Raw genomic sequence first — 17536 nt, forward strand, 5'->3', positions numbered from 1 at the left:
GTATTAGGAGGTTCAAAAATGGACCATGAAAAAATACAAGCAGCGGTTCGGCAATTGCTTGAAGCAGTTGGCGATGATCCGGACCGTGAAGGTGTGTTGGAAACGCCCGCGCGTGTCGCGCGCATGTACGAAGAAATTTTCAGCGGTCTTCATGAAGATCCGGAAACCCATTTGCGCACGATTTTCGGCGAAGAACACGAGGAACTCGTGCTCGTTAAAGATATCACCTTTTATTCCATGTGCGAGCATCACCTTCTTCCTTTTTTTGGACGGGCACATATTGGATACATCCCGAAAAACGGAACGGTAACCGGACTCAGCAAGCTTGCCCGTGCTGTGGAGACAGTGGCGCGCAGGCCGCAATTGCAAGAAAGAATTACTTCCGATGTTGCTAATGCCCTTGTGGAAACCCTTGACCCTCACGGTGTCATCGTTGTCGTTGAGGCTGAACACATGTGCATGACGATGCGGGGCATCAAAAAACCGGGGAGCACAACCGTGACTTCTGCAGTGCGCGGTGTTTTTGAAAGAGACGCTTCTTCTCGTTCGGAAGTGCTGGCTCTATTAAAATAAGGAGGTGTAGACGTTTGCGCGAAAACGATTTTTTTGTCATCAAGGCAGAGGAAGACGGCGTTAACGTGATTGGACTTACGCGGGGGAATACCACCCGTTTTCACCATTCCGAAAAACTTGATGCGGGGGAAGTAATGATTGCCCAATTTACAGAGCATACTTCTGCCGTAAAAGTCCGGGGGAAAGCGACGATTCAAACCAACCATGGGGAAATGAAAACAGAAGGTTCTTGAGCACGGATTTCTTCGTGAAAATGGGGAGAACTGTGCTATAATGCCTATGAGTGTCATCCGGAACGGGGGAACAACGATGGAATGCGTGCGGACAGAGCAAAAACAGCTAAAGTGGGCGACGGAAAAATTTAGTAAACTTTCCCATCATCCTTTTTTGGTTACGTACGGAATCGAACCAAAGCATGATGAAGATAAGACAATTTTATTATTGCACGCGATTGAGAAACATGATTTTGATTGGGCGGAAAAATCGGAGCGGGTCACTACCGCGATGCTTGTCGAAGCCGCGCTTACTGCCCATGAACATATTCCATTACATAACAATGACGCCGTCGAGGTGAAAAAAAATCAATTAACAGTGTTGGCCGGAGATTTATACAGCAGTTTGTACTATTATCGGCTGGCAAAAATGGCGGATATACCGCTCATCGGCTTGTTCAGCGAATCCATCCAAACAATGAACGCTGCCAAGGCGGATTTACACGCCCTTAATTGGAAAACTGCCGAGGAGCTTGAGCAGTTAATCATGGATATGGAATCGACGCTGATTGTTAATTTGGCAAAATTTTACCGTCAAGAGATGATTCTTCGCATCGCTCCCCATTTTTTGGCAATGAAAAGAATAATAGAGACGATACAGATATTGGAGGAAAGAGGGGATCAGGATCAAGAATCACCGATCCCACACTCTCCTTTGTTGTCGGGACAACGTCCGCACGAAGAAAGGTATTTCCTGAAGAAAAACCTCAAAACGGTGATAACAAAGCAGCAAACACGCTTGCAAGAAGGGGTGGAAAACGCTAGTGGCAGCCTTCCGGCCCTCCTTTCGGACCGAATAATGACGGTCCTTCATGTCTGATCGATGATCGCCGTACAAAAGGGTGTATGCAAATGAATAAAGATAAAGAAAACCACGTGCATGACGTTTTCGAGTCGATCTCAAACCGATATGACCGTATGAACGGCGTGATCAGTTTAAAGATGCACACCCGATGGAGAAACGACATGATGAAACGCATCGATTTTTCCCCCACTTCAAATGTATTGGATGTGTGCGCGGGGACTGCGGATTGGACGATCGCGAGCGCCGGCCATCTTCAAGGCGGAGAAGCGATTGGGGTTGACTTCAGTGAACGAATGCTGGAGGTGGGAAGGGAAAAAGTCAAGAAAGCGGGGATGGAAAATGTTCATTTAGTCCATGGGAACGCCAGCCAACTCCCCTTTGATGCCGATTCGTTTGATGTCGTGACGATAGGGTTTGGATTACGGAACGTCCCGGACCCGCACTTGACGTTGATGGAGATGTTGCGTGTCCTCAAGCCGGGCGGACAAGCGCTTTGCCTGGAAACATCCCAACCGGAAAACGTGCTTTTTCGGCCTTTATACGGCTTTTATTTTCAACGTATCATGCCGAAACTTGGGAAGTGGTTTGCCGGTACGGATAAATATGAATGGTTGAATGAATCGACGATGAATTTCCCGGACAAACAAACGCTTGCCGATTGGTTTGCCGGTGCCGGTTTTGAAAATGTCGGTTATTGCAGCTATGCCGGCGGGGCAGCTGCCGGGCACTGGGGGTATAAACCGGGGAGAAAAGGAAAAAGAGAGGGAAACATGTGTGATACGGAAAATCAAGATCATATTCGAAATGATAAAATTTGAACATACCATTTTCGCGCTTCCTTTCGCATATATGGGGATGATTCTCGGGAGTTTTGAAATTAACGGGAGTTGGCCAACCCTCTCGCAATGGATTTGGGTAACCGTCGCCATGTTTGGGGCCAGAAGTGCAGCCATGAGTTTAAATCGGCTGATCGATGCAACCATTGACAGACGCAATCCGCGTACGGCTGAGCGGGCAATCCCTGCCGGCCTTATTTCGTACCTTGAAATTATTGCTTTTATCGTTGTTTCTTTTGTTTTGTTTTTTACGGCCGCATTTCAATTGAATATGCTCGCCGTTTACTTGTTGCCGATCGCGGTTTTCTTTTTGACGTTTTATTCATATACGAAGCGGTTTACGTGGCTGTGCCATTTTATTCTCGGCATGACGATTGCCATTGCCCCTTTAGGGGGGTGGGTCGGAGCAACAGGCGGGTTGCACCCCGAAAGCTTTTTGCTTTTCTTGGCAGTTATGTTTTGGACGGCCGGATTTGACATTATTTACGCAACCCAAGATGTTGAGCATGACAAATCGGTAGGCCTTTACTCCGTACCGGCACGCTTTGGCGTTAAGCGTGCCTTGCAAACAGCCAGAGGGAGCCATGTCGTGAGCATCGTCGCGCTCTTTTCCCTCTTTTTCCTATCGGAGCTTGGTGTTGTATATTTAATCGGAGCTTGTATATCAACAGCGATTATGATTTATGAACACTCACTCGTATCCGAGAGCGATCTTTCAAATGTAAATGTGGCTTTCTTTACAATGAACGGCATCGTCAGCATGGTGATGTTGGCATTTACGATTGGAGATTTTATTCTATGAATCAACGACAGCCGATTTATACGGTTGGGATGACCGGCGCAAGTGGAGCGATTTATGGGGTTCGTCTCGTCCAAACGTTGTTAAAAGAAGGGGTGAAGGTTCACTTCCTTATGTCCGGCGCCGCCTGGCAAGTGTTTGAGCAAGAATTGGAATTGGATGTGACGGACAAAGAAGCTTGTTTGCATCATTTGTTTCCGGAAGGTGACCTGCATGTTCATGGATTGCAAAACTTTTCCGCGCCGGTCGCCAGCGGTTCCTATCAAAATGACGGGATGGTCATTGTCCCGTGTTCGATGGGAACGTTATCAAAAATTGCCAACGGCAATTCCGGGAGCCTTCTTGAACGAAGTGCCGACGTTGCTTTGAAAGAAGGGCGGAAACTGGTGATCGTCCCCCGGGAAACCCCTCTGCACGCTATCCACCTCGGAAATATGAAGGCCGTTGCAGAAGCGGGAGGGGTGATTATTCCGGCAATGCCTGGTTTTTATCACAAGCCGGAAACACTTGATGATCTCGTCGATTTTGTTGTCGGAAAAATACTGGACCGGTTGGATGTCGAGCATCACCTTTTTAAACGCTGGGGAGATGATTAAATGGTACGTGTCGGTGAGATCCTTTATACAAATGTCCATCCTTTCTTTTTTTACATGGATCGGGAAAAATTAAGCGCCCATAGCCAGTTCATCCCAAGCATACCGGCAAGGTTAAATGCCGCGATGAGCAAAGGGGACATCGATGTTGGGGCAATCTCGTCTTTTGCTTATGGGGAAGACGCCGAAAACTTGGTCCTTATGCCTGATTTGGCCGTTACATCCCACGGGTCAGTCGGGTCGATCTTTCTTTTCTCGAAAGTCCCCATTGAAGAATTGGATGGAAGAAAAATCGCGCTTACCCATAGTTCGGCAACTTCCACGCATCTTTTAAAAATCATTTTGCAACGTTTCTACGGGCACCAAGACCTTATTTATACAACGATGATGCCCGTGTACCGGGAAATGATGGCTGAACATGATGCTTGTTTGTTGATCGGAGACGATGCCATCCAAGCGAGTTGGCGCGAACAAGGACAGATGTATGTTTATGACTTGGGTGAAAAATGGTATGATTTCACAAAGATGCCGATGACATTCGCCGTGTTCGCGATGCGAAAACAAGCGCTTAAGCAGGAGCCGGAAGCTTTAAGAGCGCTTTATTATGATTGGAAGCAAAGTGAGGAAAAGGCCCATGCGGACGGCTATGAACAATTGGCCCATGCGGTCGTGAAAGATCATGGCGGAAACGTTGATTTTTGGCAAGGCTACTTCCGGAAATTGCAGTACCGATTCGGACCCAGGGAACAACGGGGGCTTCTTCATTTTTACCGACTTGGCTTTGAAGAAGGGTATTTGCCAAAAGATGTCGACCATTTGAGCGTTTGGGACGTCGACATAGACATTCATTCCATTAATTGAAAGGGAAACCATATGAAATTAAAGGACCTTTACATGTATCTGCGAGGAGATATTCTTCGTATTGAAAAGGAGATGGGCGCTGCAGTTTCAGAAGCTTCTCCCGTTCTTGAAGAAGCGACGTTGCAATTGCTCGAAGCAGGCGGAAAACGTATTCGGCCTGTATTTATGTTGCTGAGTGCCAAATTCGGAAATTATGACATTCAAAAACTTAAAGATGCCGGTGTCGCTTTGGAGTTCATACATATGGCTTCGCTCGTACACGACGATGTCATTGACGATTCCGATCTTCGCCGCGGCAAAGAAACCGTGAAGGCAAAATGGGATAACCGTGTGGCCATGTATGCCGGGGATTATTTGTTTGGAAAAGCAATCAGCCGTGTTTCCCTGTTCAAAGAGCAAGGCATTCACGAAGCCATGTCCTGGTCGATGCACGAAATGGTGCTCGGTGAAATCGAACAAATTCGCTTTAAATATGCATGGGACCAAAATGTGCGAACGTATTTCCGTAGAATCAAGCGCAAAACAGCTGTATTGATCGCGGGCAGTTGCAATATAGGCGCCCAAGCTGCCGGCGTTTCCCGCCGGGAGCAACGTTCGCTTGCCCATTTTGGCCATCAAGTGGGGATGGCTTATCAGATCACCGACGATATTCTGGATTTTACGAGCTCGGAGGAAAAACTCGGGAAACCTGCCGGCGGCGATTTGTTACAAGGCAATATTACGCTTCCGGTTCTGTATGCCATGGAGAAGAGTCCTTCTTTTAAACAGGAACTGATCCGAGCATTTGCGGGTGGGCTACCTTCGAGGGAAGAGATGGACGAATTGCTTGAAAAAATTAAGGGAAGCGGCGGGATTGAACACGCGAGACAAATAAATGAACGCTATTTGCAAAAAGCGTATGAATCCCTGAAAACATTGCCGGATATTCCCGCTCGCCGATCCCTTTATGATATTGCTAACTTTATTGGTTCCCGTGAACATTAACGAGAAGTTTCAATTCAGGGTAAAGAGATGATATACTAGGGTGCGGACAAGTGTTTTAGAAAACTTGGCTTTCGACAAGCTTTTATGGCGAAAGCCTTAGTTGCACTTATGCAGATAAGAAAGTTGATGTATACTTTATTATCTGCCAAAAAAAAGATTAATGAATGAGGAGTGGAACATGTCATGGAAAAAACATTCATAATGGTGAAGCCGGATGGCGTGAAACGGCAATTGATCGGAGAAATCGTCACCCGCTTTGAAAAACGGGGGTACACATTAACGGATGCAAAAATGATGACGGTTAGCCGTGAAACAGCAGAAAGCCATTACGGTGAACATAGCGATAAACCCTTTTTCGGGGAGCTTGTAGACTTTATTACCTCCGGACCGGTTTTTGCAATGATTTGGGAAGGGGAAAACGTAGTGGAGAATGCTCGCACGATGATGGGGGCAACAAACCCGAAAGATGCGGCACCGGGATCCATCCGGGGAGACTACGCGGTGAATGTTGGCCAGAATATTATCCATGGATCGGATTCAGCGGAAAGCGCTGAAAGAGAGATTGGTTTATTTTTCTAATCGATAAAGCCGGCCGTTATGGCCGGTCGCTTTGTTACGCTATCAAAAAGTAGAAATGGTTCGGATGATAGTGTAAAAAAGACTATGACTTTCGCCATTCTTGGCGATAAGTCAAGTCTTTCTAACAGGTGAGGAGAGGGAGATGGAAGAAGATTACAAGTATTTCAAATCTGCGGTTTTGGAACGGACAGGCATTGATTTAACATTGTATAAAGAACGGCAAATGAAGCGGAGGCTCGAATCGCTTTATCAAAGGCATCGCTTTTTGTCTTTTCGTGCCTTTTTCCATGAAGGAATGCTAAAGGATCCCGTTCTTTTGCAAGCTTTTTTGGATAAAATGACGATAAACGTGTCAGAATTTTACCGAAACAAAAGTCGCTGGGATTTCTTTGAAGAAGTGGTATTGCCTGAATTGCTGGAGACGCGGCAAAAGTTGAAACTTTGGTCGGCCGCCTGTTCATCGGGAGAAGAAGCGTATACGGTGGCCATCATCGCGAGTAAACATCGGGATCTTTCGGACGTTTCAATCGTGGCGACAGATATCGACGCCGAGGCTTTGAAGAAGGCAGATGTCGGTTTTTATAAGGAAATATCGATACGGGAAGTGCCGACTGAGGAGATGAGGTATGCTTTCGATCTAGAAGCAGACGGTTATCGCATCAAATCAGTGTTTAAAGAAGCGATTCGATTTCAAAACCACAACCTGTTGGCGGATCCTTATCCCCGTGGCAATGACTTGATCATCTGCCGAAACATCCTCATCTATTTCACCGCCACAGCCAAAGATCAAATTTTTCGCGGCTTTAACGATGCGCTCAAAATTGGCGGCTTTCTTTTCGTCGGGAGCACGGAGCAAATTTTTTCACCCGAAACCTACGGGTTTGAGCATGTAGGTAACTTTTTTTATCGTAAACGTTGGGGACTGTAACCCTTTCCGGAAGGGGATATTTATGATACAATTTACTGCATAAAAGCGTTAAAGACTAATATTCTCATATGTACATATAGACAGGAGGGAGAACATGCGCTATTTAACGGCCGGTGAATCCCATGGTCCGGGACTGACAACGATTATAGAAGGGGTGCCGGCACATCTGCCGCTTGCCCAGAGCGACATCAACGATGAATTAAAGAGACGCCAGGGCGGATATGGCCGCGGCCGGCGCATGAAAATCGAAAAAGACCTCGTGGAAATTACGAGCGGCGTACGCCACGGGAAAACGACGGGTGCGCCCATCGCCCTTTCGGTGACAAATGATGATTTTGTGCACTGGTCAAAAGTGATGGGGATTGATGCCTTGCATCCCGAAGATGAAAAAATGGTCAAAAATAAAACAATCTCACGCCCCCGACCGGGGCACGCGGATTTGAATGGGGCCATCAAGTACAACCACCGCGACATGCGTAATGTGCTTGAGCGTTCGTCTGCCCGTGAAACGACGATGCGCGTGGCGGCCGGCAGCGTGGCGAAAAAACTGTTAAAGTCGCTGGGCATTACCGTCGGCGTCCATGTGCTCAACATTGGCGGAATCAAAGCTGACACAAATTACAAGGATGTCCACGATTTAATCCGGCGAGCTGAAAACTCCGATGTCCGTTGCGTCGATGAAGCGGCAAGCGAAAAAATGAAAGAAGCGATTGATGAAGCCAAAAAAAATGGCGATTCCATCGGCGGTGTCGTCCAAGTTGTGGCAGAAGGCGTTCCGATCGGGGTCGGGAGCCATGTTCATTATGATCGCAAGCTGGACGGGAAACTCGCGGGCGCGGTCATGAGCATCAATGCCTTTAAAGGTGTCGAGGTCGGCATCGGTTTTGAAGCAGCAAATCTTCCCGGCAGTCAAGTCCACGATGAAATTGCCTGGGACGAAGAGAGAGGGTACCACCGCAAAAGCAATCGTCTCGGCGGATTTGAAGGCGGGATGACAAACGGCATGCCGATTAAGATCAACGGGGTGATGAAGCCGATCCCTACACTTTATAAACCGTTGCAAAGTGTAGATATTGCTTCAAAAGAACCTTTTTCCGCGTCGATTGAGCGGTCGGACAGCTGCGCCGTACCCGCGGCGGCAGTCGTTTGTGAAAATGTCATCGCGTTTGAACTTGCGGATGCCATCGTGGATATGTTCGGCCATGACCGTTTTGACCGCATCCAAGAAGCGATTGATCGCCATCGTAGTGAAGCGAGGGAGTTTTAATGCAAACGATTGAGGTGGCTTCTTCCTCGCATCCGTATACGATTACGGTCGGAAAGCAGCTGAGATTGTCCCCTTACAAGTATTTGCCGGATGATTTCCCCCGAAAAAAAAACCGTCTTCTAATTCTTGCCGATGAAACGGTGGCTTCCTACTATTTGGAAGAGGTGTGCGCGGCGTACGCGGAAAAGCTGCCTGTGCATACGTACGTGCTGCCCGCGGGGGAAGAGATAAAATCATTTTCCGGATATGAGGAAGTTTTGAATGCCTGTGTACAAGCTGGGCTGGATCGAAAGAGCGCGGTCATTGCCCTCGGCGGCGGTGTGATTGGTGATTTGGCAGGGTTTGTGGCTGCCACTTACATGCGCGGCATTTCCCTAGTGCAAATGCCGACGACATTGCTTGCCCATGACAGTAGCATAGGCGGGAAGACCGGCATCAATCACCCCGAAGGCAAAAATATGATCGGTGCTTTTCACCAGCCCGAGGCCGTGATCTATGATATCGGGATGCTTGATACCCTGCCCGAGAAAGAATGGCTTTGCGGGTTCGGTGAAATGATTAAACATGGGTACATCGCGGATCAACAGTTGCTTGGGCAGCTAAAGCGAATGCACAAAGGCTCTGTCTTATCAATCAGTGATGAACTGCTGGCCTCCTCGATCGCCGTGAAAAAAGACATTGTTCACGAAGATGAACAAGAGCAAGGTATCCGCGCCCATTTAAATTTCGGGCACACCCTTGCCCACGCTTTGGAACAAACAGCAGGTTACGGGGTGCTGACCCACGGCGAAGCGGTTGTGAACGGCATCGTGTTTGCCCTGTATGTCGGCCGCCGACTCGGTTACGTTGGCCCCGATCCTGCTGAAGAACAGCGGTGGTTGCAAACATTCGGTTATTCATTTGCGCCTTTGCAGCAAATGGAGCCGGCTAAAATGTTGCAAGCGATGAAGCGTGATAAGAAAAATCGTGGAGGCAACATTCGATATGTAGTACTCGCTGATGCCCAACAACCGATCATCGTAACACTTGACGATGAACAACTTTTAACATACATGGATGCTTTCAAGAAGGAGATGGAGGTTACATGAGAGGCATTCGCGGAGCGACAACGGTAGATGCTAATGAAGCGGAACATATATGGACACGGACGAGACGGTTACTCGTGGAAATGATCGAGGCAAACAATCTCCACCCCGACCAAGTGGTTCACATGTGGTTTACCGTAACAACCGACATTGATGCAGCCTTTCCCGCGAAGGCTACCCGCATGCTACCGGGAGACTGGTCATATGTGCCGGTGATGTGTGCGACGGAAATTCCGGTACCGGACAGTTTGCCGCGATGCATTCGCGTAATGGTAACGGTAAATACGGAAGTTTCCCCGCGGGAGATCCATCATGTCTTTCAGGAAGAGGCTATTAAACTAAGGCCGGATTTGACAAAACAAGCCGGCGGGGATTATGCTAAAAAAGAGTAAAGGATAGTTGAGAAATATAGAATGAAAACGAGATGAGTGGAGAAGAGCAAGCGTCGAGAAGAGTTGAGACCAGTTGAGGTTTAGTGTGTCCTTCAGCCACTCATCCCGCACCCAGGGATGAGTGTTTATTAATAACGAAACTATGAAAAACCTCCGATTGCTATTCTTCCGGTGCCTTCCCGCGTTTCTCTTTTCAAGAGAGAGGTGTATCGATGTATGGTCACATCCTTTGATTCCTTTAAAAAAGAAAGCGAAGATTACCGACTTGTTCCCATCATTGAGCGCATGTTTGCCGATACGACGACGCCGATTCAAATGTTCCGGCAATTGCAAGATAGTGCCGTCTATCTGCTGGAAAGCAACGACCGTACGTCCGAGTGGTCGCGCTATTCATTTGTCGGTTTAAACGCTGCTTATCAGTTAATGGAGAAAAACCGAGGATTTCAGCTCACAAAAGCGGACGGAACGGTAGTTGTCACAGAATCGGATATGCATACAGCGGTCCAACAAGCTTTTCAGGCCTTGAAGCCATCCCCGGCTGCCGAAAGTGATGTTCCTTTTCCGGGAGGAGCCGTTGGCGCCCTTCCTTATGACGCGATTATGCATCAGGAAAAAACGCTTGACAAACCGAAAGAACAGGCAATTGAATCGGTACACTTTCTGTTTTGCGAGACGATGATCGCTTTTGATCATGAGCAGGCAACGATTACGATCGTCCATTATAAAGATTGCGCAGGGCGAGTGGCGGAGGATGCTTACCGGGAAGGAAAGGATTATGTTGATTCGCTTGTGAAGCGTATGCAAGAAAACAATCAATCTAGCTTCCCCGGAAAATTACCGGAGAAGAGTGCGCCTTCTTTTGAAAGAGTGACAACGAACTTTACCCGTAAAGATTTTTTGGAAGCCGTGGAAAAAATAAAAGCGTATATTGCACAAGGAGATGTGCTTCAGACCGTCCTTTCCCAACGGTTTGAGTGTGATATTCGCACATCGGCGTTTATGATTTATCGGGTATTGCGCCGTTTAAACCCTTCCCCGTATATGTTTTTTCTGAAACTGGGAGATAAGGAAATTGTCGGAAGCTCACCGGAACGTCTTGTGGAAGTCAAGCAAGGTGAAGTGGAAATTCACCCGATTGCCGGTACGAGAAAACGAGGCAAAAGTAAACAAGAAGATGATGCCCTTGCCGAACAAATGCTTGCCTCCCCGAAAGAGCGGGCCGAACATCAAATGCTGGTTGATTTGGCAAGGAATGATGTTGGACGCGTGGCAAGCTACGGGACTGTGCGAACACCGGTTTTTATGGAAGTCGGGAAGTTTTCCCATGTGATGCATATTGTTTCGAAGGTTAGGGGCGACTTACGACCAGATGTTCATCCACTGTCGGCTTTGCTCGCCGGTTTCCCGGCCGGGACCGTGTCCGGAGCCCCGAAGGTGCGGGCAATGGAAATACTCCAGGAGTTGGAACCGACAAACCGCGGCATTTATGCCGGAGGAATTGCCTATATCGCTTATAACGGATATATCGATTCTTGCATCGCCATTCGGACGATGGTAGTGGAGAACAATCGCGTTCGCATTCAAGCCGGAGCCGGTGTCGTAGCCGATTCGGTGCCGGAAGAAGAGTACGAGGAAACGATGAATAAAGCAGCGGCGCTTTTCAGTGCCATTGAAATAGCAGAAGAGATGAGTATAGGGGAGATGAGCCGATGATGATAAAGCGTGTTTTACAGTCCCTCCTCGAGGGAGAAACCCTTTCGGAAGAGACAGCTGAATCTGTCATGAGCGAAATGATGAGTGGAGAAGCGGAGGAGAGCCAAATCGGGAGCTTATTAACCGTTCTTCGCTATCGGAGTGAAACCGTTGAGGAGTTAACGGGATTTGCGCGAGCGATGCGCAAAAACGCCGTCCCCGTTTCCCGTCCGCTCCATACACGCTTGCTGGATACGTGCGGAACAGGGGGAGACCAACGGTCCACGTTTAACATTTCGACGGCAACAGCCATTGGGGTTAGCGCATGCGGGGTTGCCGTTGCGAAACACGGAAATCGTTTCGTTTCCTCGAAGAGCGGCAGCGCCGATGTGTTGGAACACTTAAATGTCCCCATTGACACCGATCCGGCAGAACTGGAAACGGCGATTGGCGAAAAAGGACTCTCTTTTTTGTATGCCCCTTTGTATCATCAAGCGATGAAACATGTAGCAAAAGCGCGAAAGTCATTGGGATTCCGCACGATTTTTAATCTTATCGGACCTTTGACGAACCCGGCCAATGCCGACGTCCAAGTCGTCGGCGTGTTCGATAAAGATTATGGTAAAATGATGGCTGAGGTGTTAAAACGCTTGGGGACGGAACGGGCGTTGTTTGTCACCGGCGAGGACGGCATTGATGAGATTACGATCAGCGGGAAAACGTATGTGACTGAATTGGATGGCGATCGTATACGTTCGTATACGATCGAACCGGAGATGTTCGGAGTGCAAAGAGGCACCTTATCCGACATTCAAGTGTCATCCGTTGCCGAAAGCGCTACGCTTATCCGGGATATTTTCAACAATTGCGCATCGGAGAGCGCTACGCAAGTATTTTTGCTCAATATGGCTGCTGGGTTGTATGTGAGCGAGGCGGAAAAAAGCTGGGAGGACGCTTACGAACGCGCGCGTCATGCGTTGACGGACGGCGCGATTCTTGCCCATCTTAGACAATTGCAAAGAAAGGCAGGAAAAATGCATGCTTGAGAAAATCGTCGACCGAAAAAAAGAAGACTTAAAATTTTTCCAGCTCCCTCGCCGGGAAGAAGTAAAGCCTCATTCGTTGAAGCAAGCCCTCGCTTTTGCCGCCAATCGTGACGGAATCGGTTTAATCGCGGAAATTAAACGCGCGTCTCCATCAAAAGGCGTGCTGGCCGAAGACCTTGATGTCGTCGAAAGGGCCAAAGCATATGAAGCGGGAGGAGCCGATGCCATTTCCGTGCTTACGGATGGTCCTTATTTTCAAGGCTCCATCATGGATTTGATCGCGGTGAAACGAGCGGTAAGTGTGCCGGTGTTGCGCAAAGATTTTATCGTTGATGAACGGCAAATTGAAGAAAGCGCCCGCATCGGTGCCGACGCAATTTTGTTGATTGCCTCGATCCTGGAGCCCGATCATTTAAAAGATATGGCCGAGATGGCCCATGCCGTTGGGTTGGAAACACTCGTGGAAGTGCATACGAAAGATGAACTTGAACAATTGCTCGCTGTGTATGACCCTTCACTCATCGGGGTTAACAATCGCAATTTGAAAACCTTTGCAACAGACACCGGGCAGACGCGCGCGCTTTCGGACTCTGTTCCGTCAGACAGTTTTATCGTTAGTGAAAGCGGCATTCACAATGCCGAAGATGTTGCTTCTGTTGCGAAAGCAGGTGCCAAAGCGATGTTAATCGGGGAAAGGCTTGTATCCGATGGCGATCCCGAAAAAACGATCCCGGATCTAAAGAAAGGGGCGCTTCTTGGGTGACAGACATTAAATTTTGCGGGATGCAATCAAAGAAAGATGTCGAAAACGCGGCAGCCGCAGGGGCGACCGCTCTCGGCTTCGTGTTTGCAAACAGCAAGCGCCAAGTGGCGCCGGAAGCTGTCAATGAGTGGCTCGCCTCGGTTCATTTGCATGAGCAAAAAACGGTGGCTGTTTTCGCGGACCCGGACGCTACGGAAGTAAAAACGACGCTTGAAAAGGTTTCCTTAGACGTGTTGCAATTCCATGGGGATGAATCTTCGGAATTTTTAAAGGCAGTCAAAAAAAGTACAGGTAAACGAGTGATCAAGGCGTTTCGCCATCAGGAAAAAACGTTGGATTTGCTTAGCGCTTTCGCCCCTGTTGCGGATGGATTTATCGTGGACGCCGGAACTAAGATGCAAAAAGGGGGGACCGGCCAACGTTTTGACTGGGGGTCCGTCCCTGTATATGTACATTTTGCGCAGCAGTTAAATCGCCCGCTTTGGATCGCGGGTGGCGTCTCGCCGGAAAATGTGCCGGAACTTCTATCTTTTCATCCCGACGGCATTGACGTATCCAGCGGGATCGAAACCGAACATCAAAAAGATCAGGGTAAAATGGAAACAATCGTAAAGCAGGTGAGAGAAGATGGCTATGTCGTATCCTGATATGCGCGGCCGATATGGAGAATTTGGCGGAAAATATGTGCCCGAAACGGTAATGGCCGCTCTCGAGGAACTGGAAACCGGCTTTCAAGAGGCACTGACGGACCCGGCGTTTACGGAAAACTATCATGAAGTGTTGCAGTCGTACGCGGGAAGGGCTACACCACTTACGTATGCGGAACGCCTGTCGAAGCATGTCGGCGGTGCGCAAATCTATTTAAAAAGGGAAGATTTGTTGCATACCGGAGCCCATAAAATCAATAATGCCATCGGGCAGGCACTGCTTGCCGTGCGGATGGGAAAGAAAAAAATTGTCGCGGAAACGGGCGCCGGGCAGCACGGCGTCGCCACCGCCACCGCCGCCGCTAAATACGGATTGGAATGCAAGATTTTTATGGGGTCTAAAGATATGGAGCGGCAACGCCTCAATGTGTTTCGCATGGAACTGTTAGGCGCCGAAGTTGTGCCGGCAACGAGCGGCAGCCAAACATTGAAAGATGCGACAAATGAAGCGATTCGCTACTGGGTCGCCAACGTTGATGATACGATGTATTTGATCGGCTCTGTCGTCGGCCCCCATCCATACCCGCAGATTGTCCGTGAATTCCAACGTGTCATCGGAGACGAGGCTAAAGTGCAGTTGGAAGAAACGCCTGCAACCGTCGTTGCCTGTGTCGGCGGCGGGAGCAATGCAATGGGGATATTCAGCGCGTTTCTCGCTGATGAATATGTACAGCTATACGGAGCAGAAGCAGCAGGACACGGCATTGATACGAACGACCATGCCGCGAGCCTTAGCAAAGGAAGCCCGGGCGTGATTCACGGCGCGCTTACGTATTTGTTGCAAGATGGGGCAGGCCAAATCATTGAACCCTACTCGATTTCGGCGGGACTGGATTATCCAGGGATCGGACCGGAACACGCCTATTTATCCGAATCGGGGCGTGTAAGCTATGAGGCAATTAGCGACGAGGAAGCGATGGAAGCCCTCGTGTTGCTTACAAAAACGGAGGGGATCTTGCCTGCCCTTGAAAGCGCGCACGCGCTTGCGCTAGCGATAAAAAAGGCAAAGCACATGCCAACGACTGAGAAAATGCTCGTTTGCTTGTCCGGCCGGGGCGACAAAGACGTGGAGACGATAAGCGATGTGCAAAAAGGAAAGGGGAGGCGAGACGAAGATGAATAGCGTTGAACAAGCTGCCCGTGCAGCAAATGACCAGTTGTTTATCCCTTACATGATGGGCGGGGACCCTTCCTTTGACGCTTCCGTTGAGATCGCCTTTACCCTGCAGGAGAGCGGGGCCCATATTTTGGAATTAGGTGTTCCGTATACGGATCCGCTCGCCGACGGTCCGGTTATTCAAGAAGCCGGTATGCGGGCGTTTGAAGAAGAAATGACCCTTTCGAAAACATTTTCACTCGTGCGCGCCATTCGTGATCGGGGTGTTACGATTCCGATTGTTCTTTTTTGTTATATCAATCCTTTATTAAGGTATGGCATTCAGTCCGGCGTCGATGCCGCGGCTCATGCCGGCGCGGACGGTTGGCTTATCCCGGATCTCCCATATGAGGAAAATGAAGAAGTGCGTAACCGTTGCCATCAAAATGAATTGGCGCTCGTCTCCCTTGTTGCCCCGACCTCAAGAGAACGTATACAAAAAATAGCGATGCAAGCGGAAGGTTTTTTATATTGCGTCTCGAGTTTGGGGGTCACCGGTGTCCGGAAAACATTTGACGAGCGATTGGACGCATTTTTGCAAGAGGCAAAACGATATAGCAACGTGCCCCTCGCCATTGGTTTCGGCGTCTCCGACAATGAACAAGTGAAGGCGATTCACGGACAAGGCTTCGGGGTGATCGTCGGAAGCGCGATTGTGCGGGAAATCGGCAAACATAAAGATGCTTTGCGACAAGCGAATTCGCGCCCGCAAGCATTGAAAAAAATCCGATCATTTGTGGGAACGCTCGTTACGCCGTAAAAAAAGGAAGAAAATGAAAAGGTGAGAGAAGCTATGAATCTAAAGATGAAACCCGTTGTCGACGATTTAAAACCATACGAACCGGGGAAGCCGATCGAAGCTGTGAAAGAGGAGTTAGGTCTTGATTCGGTGATCAAGCTGGCTTCCAATGAAAACCCCCATGGCTCTTCCCAAGCGGTGCAAAAACAGTTGCAGGAGGCAGGGGCGCCAAACTTGTACCCGGACGGACACGCGCAAGCATTGCGGCAAGCCGTTGCCGATCATTTGCAAGTAAAAGAAGGGCAATTGTTATTCGGCGCCGGTTCCGATGAAGTGATTTTACTCCTTTGCCGGGCCATGCTAGCTGAACAGACGAACACCGTAATGGCGACGCCGACGTTTTCCCAGTATAAACAGAATGCCGCCGTTGAAGGTGCACAGATTATTGAGGTCCCACTAAAAGACGGGGTTCACGATTTGGATGCTATGGTGGATGCCATCGATGACGAGACTCGCATTGTTTGGATTTGCAATCCGAATAACCCCTCCGGCACGTATGTGAACGCTGAAACGTTTTCCGCTTTTATGGAGCGGGTACCGAGCGATGTGCTCGTCGTCAGTGATGAGGCGTATGGGGAGTATGTTGAGGCGGGCGATTATCCGGATACGATTGCGATGATGAATACTTATGAGAACTTGTTGATCCTTCGCACGTTTTCGAAAATGTACGGCCTTGCCGGGTTAAGGATTGGCTTTGCTGTCGGCGCCGAAGCTTTAATATCGAAATTGGAACCGTTGAGGCCGCCATTTAATACAACGACCGTGGCCCAGGAAGCGGCCATCGCCGCGCTTGATGACCAGGCGTTTGTACAAGATTGCCGGGAAAAAAATCTTCGCGAAAAGTATAAGCTTGAAACTTTTTTTAAGGAAAAAGGTTGTATGCCCTATCCAAGCGAGACGAATTTTCTTCTCGTAAACGTGGGGGTGAACGGAGATCGTGCTTTTGACGCCCTCCTACAGCGGGGGATCATTGTGCGTTCAGGGGAAGCGCTCGGTTTTGCGAATTGCATTCGTGTCTCCATAGGAACGGAAAAAGAAAACGAACAATTTATGGCGAGCTTCTCGGAATGGATAAACGCGCAAGATGGATAGAGAAAGGCGCGATTGCGTCTTTCTGGAGATCAGAAGCCAGAAGCCGGATTGGGTGAAATCGGTGAAAAGAACCGATATCTTCACATCCAGACTTTTTCCTTAAACAAAATGAGTTCTTCACCGAAATCTATCGTTAAATGCAACCGCTGCGGAAAAACACAACGCTTTCCGTGGGCTTGCGCTCAGCCTTCTCGTTAGAAGTTCACTTTTTTCTGCGGGTTCTTCCCACTGCGCTTTCCCACAGTCTCCGTGTTTTGCCTACGCTAGCTAGTTGTCATTACACATTTATCCATATCTCAACCATTGA

20 protein-coding genes are annotated in these 17536 nt (G+C 48.8%); all 20 read left to right on the top strand.

The features are described 5' to 3' along the window. Positions 1–18 precede the first annotated feature (18 nt). Positions 19–573, top strand: coding sequence for a GTP cyclohydrolase I FolE (gene folE, locus HUG15_RS10895; protein ID WP_200128635.1), 555 nt, complete (start codon positions 19–21; stop codon positions 571–573). A 14-nt stretch (positions 574–587) separates the two neighbouring features. Then, positions 588–806 (top strand): trp RNA-binding attenuation protein MtrB, encoded by a 219-nt coding sequence (gene mtrB / locus HUG15_RS10900; protein ID WP_114370351.1) that lies wholly within the window; start codon positions 588–590, stop codon positions 804–806. 76 nt (positions 807–882) lie between these two features. Further along, a complete protein-coding gene (locus HUG15_RS10905; protein WP_200128636.1) occupies positions 883–1665 on the top strand; it encodes a heptaprenyl diphosphate synthase component 1 in 783 nt (260 codons plus the stop codon). A gap of 32 nt (positions 1666–1697) precedes the next feature. After that, positions 1698–2468, top strand: a complete 771-nt coding sequence (locus HUG15_RS10910; RefSeq protein WP_200128637.1) for a demethylmenaquinone methyltransferase — start codon at positions 1698–1700, stop codon at positions 2466–2468. Further along, positions 2455–3288, top strand: coding sequence for a UbiA-like polyprenyltransferase (locus HUG15_RS10915; protein WP_246516595.1), 834 nt, complete (start codon positions 2455–2457; stop codon positions 3286–3288). The genes HUG15_RS10910 and HUG15_RS10915 overlap by 14 nt, the downstream gene beginning before the upstream one ends. Then, a complete protein-coding gene (locus HUG15_RS10920; protein WP_200128638.1) occupies positions 3285–3881 on the top strand; it encodes a UbiX family flavin prenyltransferase in 597 nt (198 codons plus the stop codon). Before HUG15_RS10915 ends, HUG15_RS10920 begins: the two co-directional genes overlap by 4 nt. Further along, on the top strand, positions 3882–4739 hold the full coding sequence (locus HUG15_RS10925) for a menaquinone biosynthesis protein (RefSeq protein WP_200128639.1): 858 nt from the start codon (positions 3882–3884) through the stop codon (positions 4737–4739). Between the two features lie 12 nt (positions 4740–4751). After that, positions 4752–5723 carry a polyprenyl synthetase family protein gene (locus tag HUG15_RS10930; protein ID WP_200128640.1) on the top strand — a complete coding sequence of 324 codons (972 nt, stop codon included), beginning with the start codon at positions 4752–4754 and terminating at the stop codon, positions 5721–5723. A 183-nt stretch (positions 5724–5906) separates the two neighbouring features. Continuing rightward, a complete protein-coding gene (gene ndk / locus HUG15_RS10935) occupies positions 5907–6302 on the top strand; it encodes a nucleoside-diphosphate kinase (RefSeq protein ID WP_200128641.1) in 396 nt (131 codons plus the stop codon). A gap of 142 nt (positions 6303–6444) precedes the next feature. Next, positions 6445–7230: a CheR family methyltransferase gene (locus HUG15_RS10940; RefSeq protein WP_200128642.1), complete on the top strand. Its 786-nt coding sequence runs from the start codon at positions 6445–6447 to the stop codon at positions 7228–7230. Positions 7231–7324: 94 nt separating this feature from the next. Continuing rightward, complete coding sequence (gene aroC, locus HUG15_RS10945; protein ID WP_200128643.1) at positions 7325–8497, top strand: chorismate synthase; 1173 nt, start codon at positions 7325–7327, stop codon at positions 8495–8497. Further along, positions 8497–9585, top strand: a complete 1089-nt coding sequence (aroB, locus tag HUG15_RS10950; protein WP_200128644.1) for a 3-dehydroquinate synthase — start codon at positions 8497–8499, stop codon at positions 9583–9585. The genes aroC and aroB overlap by 1 nt, the downstream gene beginning before the upstream one ends. Continuing rightward, on the top strand, positions 9582–9974 hold the full coding sequence (gene aroH, locus HUG15_RS10955; RefSeq protein WP_200128645.1) for a chorismate mutase: 393 nt from the start codon (positions 9582–9584) through the stop codon (positions 9972–9974). The genes aroB and aroH overlap by 4 nt, the downstream gene beginning before the upstream one ends. A 216-nt stretch (positions 9975–10190) precedes the next feature. Beyond that, positions 10191–11687, top strand: coding sequence for an anthranilate synthase component I (gene trpE, locus HUG15_RS10960; RefSeq protein WP_200128646.1), 1497 nt, complete (start codon positions 10191–10193; stop codon positions 11685–11687). Beyond that, positions 11684–12712, top strand: coding sequence for an anthranilate phosphoribosyltransferase (gene trpD, locus HUG15_RS10965; RefSeq protein ID WP_211202375.1), 1029 nt, complete (start codon positions 11684–11686; stop codon positions 12710–12712). Before trpE ends, trpD begins: the two co-directional genes overlap by 4 nt. Next, positions 12705–13475, top strand: a complete 771-nt coding sequence (trpC, locus tag HUG15_RS10970) for an indole-3-glycerol phosphate synthase TrpC (RefSeq protein WP_200128648.1) — start codon at positions 12705–12707, stop codon at positions 13473–13475. Before trpD ends, trpC begins: the two co-directional genes overlap by 8 nt. Further along, positions 13472–14122 carry a phosphoribosylanthranilate isomerase gene (locus HUG15_RS10975; protein ID WP_200128649.1) on the top strand — a complete coding sequence of 217 codons (651 nt, stop codon included), beginning with the start codon at positions 13472–13474 and terminating at the stop codon, positions 14120–14122. Before trpC ends, HUG15_RS10975 begins: the two co-directional genes overlap by 4 nt. Next, positions 14103–15305 (top strand): tryptophan synthase subunit beta, encoded by a 1203-nt coding sequence (trpB, locus tag HUG15_RS10980; protein ID WP_200128650.1) that lies wholly within the window; start codon positions 14103–14105, stop codon positions 15303–15305. Before HUG15_RS10975 ends, trpB begins: the two co-directional genes overlap by 20 nt. Further along, on the top strand, positions 15298–16098 hold the full coding sequence (gene trpA, locus HUG15_RS10985) for a tryptophan synthase subunit alpha (protein WP_200128651.1): 801 nt from the start codon (positions 15298–15300) through the stop codon (positions 16096–16098). Before trpB ends, trpA begins: the two co-directional genes overlap by 8 nt. A 33-nt stretch (positions 16099–16131) precedes the next feature. Then, the gene (gene hisC, locus HUG15_RS10990) at positions 16132–17229 is read left to right on the top strand and encodes a histidinol-phosphate transaminase (RefSeq protein ID WP_200128652.1); all 1098 of its coding nucleotides are present in this window, start codon (positions 16132–16134) and stop codon (positions 17227–17229) included. Positions 17230–17536: the final 307 nt, after the last annotated feature.

This window comes from Salicibibacter cibarius (genome assembly GCF_016495725.1).
In the GTDB taxonomy this organism is placed as follows: Bacteria; Bacillota; Bacilli; order Bacillales; family Marinococcaceae; genus Salicibibacter; species Salicibibacter cibarius.

Bases quoted from the DNA above. Each gene is read 5' to 3' on its own strand.
- aroC (WP_200128643.1), top strand. From the start codon at position 7,325: ATGCGCTATTTAACGGCCGGTGAATCCCATGGTCCGGGACTGACAACG.
- HUG15_RS10930 (WP_200128640.1), top strand. From the start codon at position 4,752: ATGAAATTAAAGGACCTTTACATGTATCTGCGAGGAGATATTCTTCGT.
- HUG15_RS10925 (WP_200128639.1), top strand. From the start codon at position 3,882: ATGGTACGTGTCGGTGAGATCCTTTATACAAATGTCCATCCTTTCTTT.
- HUG15_RS10940 (WP_200128642.1), top strand. From the start codon at position 6,445: ATGGAAGAAGATTACAAGTATTTCAAATCTGCGGTTTTGGAACGGACA.
- trpC (WP_200128648.1), top strand. From the start codon at position 12,705: ATGCTTGAGAAAATCGTCGACCGAAAAAAAGAAGACTTAAAATTTTTC.
- HUG15_RS10920 (WP_200128638.1), top strand. From the start codon at position 3,285: ATGAATCAACGACAGCCGATTTATACGGTTGGGATGACCGGCGCAAGT.
- ndk (WP_200128641.1), top strand. From the start codon at position 5,907: ATGGAAAAAACATTCATAATGGTGAAGCCGGATGGCGTGAAACGGCAA.
- trpE (WP_200128646.1), top strand. From the start codon at position 10,191: ATGGTCACATCCTTTGATTCCTTTAAAAAAGAAAGCGAAGATTACCGA.
- trpD (WP_211202375.1), top strand. From the start codon at position 11,684: ATGATGATAAAGCGTGTTTTACAGTCCCTCCTCGAGGGAGAAACCCTT.
- trpA (WP_200128651.1), top strand. From the start codon at position 15,298: ATGAATAGCGTTGAACAAGCTGCCCGTGCAGCAAATGACCAGTTGTTT.
- trpB (WP_200128650.1), top strand. From the start codon at position 14,103: ATGGCTATGTCGTATCCTGATATGCGCGGCCGATATGGAGAATTTGGC.
- HUG15_RS10910 (WP_200128637.1), top strand. From the start codon at position 1,698: ATGAATAAAGATAAAGAAAACCACGTGCATGACGTTTTCGAGTCGATC.
- aroB (WP_200128644.1), top strand. From the start codon at position 8,497: ATGCAAACGATTGAGGTGGCTTCTTCCTCGCATCCGTATACGATTACG.
- hisC (WP_200128652.1), top strand. From the start codon at position 16,132: ATGAATCTAAAGATGAAACCCGTTGTCGACGATTTAAAACCATACGAA.
- HUG15_RS10905 (WP_200128636.1), top strand. From the start codon at position 883: ATGGAATGCGTGCGGACAGAGCAAAAACAGCTAAAGTGGGCGACGGAA.
- aroH (WP_200128645.1), top strand. From the start codon at position 9,582: ATGAGAGGCATTCGCGGAGCGACAACGGTAGATGCTAATGAAGCGGAA.
- folE (WP_200128635.1), top strand. From the start codon at position 19: ATGGACCATGAAAAAATACAAGCAGCGGTTCGGCAATTGCTTGAAGCA.
- HUG15_RS10915 (WP_246516595.1), top strand. From the start codon at position 2,455: ATGATAAAATTTGAACATACCATTTTCGCGCTTCCTTTCGCATATATG.